The 2026-nt window shown below is 69.1% G+C and carries 2 protein-coding genes; one reads left to right on the plus strand and one right to left on the minus strand.

The window, feature by feature from the left end:
- Positions 1–43: 43 nt before the first annotated feature.
- Positions 44–172, minus strand: a complete 129-nt coding sequence (locus ACFWM7_RS35105) for an LPFR motif small protein (protein ID WP_003964321.1) — start codon at positions 170–172, stop codon at positions 44–46.
- Between the two features lie 252 nt (positions 173–424).
- On the opposite strand from ACFWM7_RS35105, the gene ACFWM7_RS35110 reads away from it, so the two are divergent.
- The gene (locus ACFWM7_RS35110) at positions 425–1987 is read left to right on the plus strand and encodes an MFS transporter (protein ID WP_383268800.1); all 1563 of its coding nucleotides are present in this window, start codon (positions 425–427) and stop codon (positions 1985–1987) included.
- The last annotated feature ends 39 nt before the right edge of the window (positions 1988–2026 follow it).

Below are 2026 nucleotides of genomic sequence, written 5' to 3' on the forward strand. Positions count from 1 at the left end.
ATCCCGACCCTTCGAAGGGTCGGGGCACCGGCATGTCGTGCGTTCAGTGGTGTCCGCGCGCGCTGCTCGACGCACCCCCGAACAGCCGGGCCAGCGCCCGGAAGGGCAACGTGACCACGGTGGCGATGGCTCCTCCGATGGAGCGAAGCACGTCCGCGATGGCCTTCAGCATGGATCTGCCCTCCGTTCTCGCTCCCTGAGGTTTCCAGGGGCGTTGGGTTCGCGAGCCACCGCGTACCCGCACCGAGGCGCCCCAATCCTCGGATCGCGGCCGCCCGATCGGACGGCAGCCGACGGAGACAGGAACCACCCCCCTTCTGCGCGGCCCGCCGCCCCGACCGCTGTTTGTCCGGTTTCATCTCCGGGTACCCGCGCTCCGGCCCGGACGGCGATGCCGGGGCGCCGCAGCTGAGGAGTCATGCGCATGAGCAGAGACGAACCGGTCCTGGGGACGGTCTCGACCAAGGTGCCCGCCCGGCTGGACCGGCTTCCGTGGTCGCGATGGCACTGGATGATCGTGATCGGCCTGGGGACCGTGTGGATCCTCGACGGCCTGGAAGTGACCGTGGTCGGCAACATCGCCAGCCGTCTGTCCGAGGACGGCAGCGGCCTGGCCATCACGGACACCCAGGTCACCGGGGTCGCGGCGGCGCTGTATGTGGCGGGGGCCTGTTCCGGCGCCCTCTTCTTCGGCCGCCTCACCGACCTCTACGGCCGCAAGAAGCTGTTCCTGATCACCCTGGCCGTCTACCTCGGGGCCACCGCGCTGACCGCCGTCTCCTTCTCGCCGTGGTGGTTCTTCCTCTGCCGCTTCCTGACCGGTTTCGGCATCGGCGGGGAGTACGCGGCCATCAACTCCGCCATCGACGAACTGATCCCGAGCAAGTACCGCGGCCGGGTCGACCTCATCATCAACGGCAGTTACTGGTTCGGCGCGATGGGCGGTGCACTGCTGTCGGTCGTCGCCCTGAACACCGACATCTTCCCGAAGGACATCGGCTGGCGGCTCACCTTCGCCCTCGGCGTCGTGCTCGGTCTGGTCATCCTGCTGGTACGCCGTCATGTTCCGGAGAGCCCCCGGTGGATGTTCATCCATGGCCACGGAGAGGCGGCGGAGCGTCTCGTCGACGACGTGGAGCGCACCGTCGAGGAGGAGAAGGGGAAGCCGCTCCCGGAGGCCACTACGGAGATCACCATCCGCCAGCGCCGGAGCGTCGGGTTCATCGAGATCGGCCGGAGCGTCTTCCGGGACCACCCGAGGCGGGCCACGCTCGGCTTCGCCCTCTTCATCGGGCAGGCGTTCCTCTACAACGCCATCACCTTCGGGTTCGGGTCCATCCTGGTGAAGTTCTTCGACGTCTCCAGCGGAACGACCGGGTACTTCTTCGCCGTCATCGCCTTCGGTAACTTCCTCGGCCCTCTCCTGCTCGGGCGTCTGTTCGACACCTGGGGCCGTCGCCCGATGATCTCGGGCACGTACATCCTGTCCGGCGTGCTGCTGTTCGGGACGGCATGGCTGTTCGGGGCCGGGCTGCTGACCGCCACGACCATGACGCTGTGCTGGTGCGTGGTCCTCTTCTTCGCTTCGGCCGGGGCGAGTTCCGCCTACCTGACGGTCAGCGAGATCTTCCCGATGGAGACGCGTGCCATGTCGATCGCGTTCTTCTACGCCATCGGCACCGCGGCCGGCGGGATCTCCGGGCCTCTGCTGTTCGCCAGCCTGACCGAGAGCGGTGTGGTCGCCGACGCGGTCGTCGCCTTCTGTGTGGGAGCGACCCTGATGGTGGCGGCGGGCGTGGTCGCGCTCTTCTTCGCGGTACCCGCCGAGCAGCGCTCGCTGGAGGACATCGCCACCCCCCTGTCGGCCGTGGAAGCCGAGGGCGGCGAGAGCGGGCAGGCGCCGAAGGACTCCGGGGAGAAGCACACGGACAACGACCTCGGGGACGGCGACGGGGGCCCGTCCGGCGGCGGCCGTCCGGCCCGCTGACCCACGCACGCGGCCCACAACGCCCTGGAGCCCCGGAGC

The organism is Streptomyces sp. NPDC058375 (genome assembly GCF_042723425.1).
Taxonomy (GTDB): domain Bacteria; phylum Actinomycetota; class Actinomycetes; order Streptomycetales; family Streptomycetaceae; genus Streptomyces; species Streptomyces durocortorensis.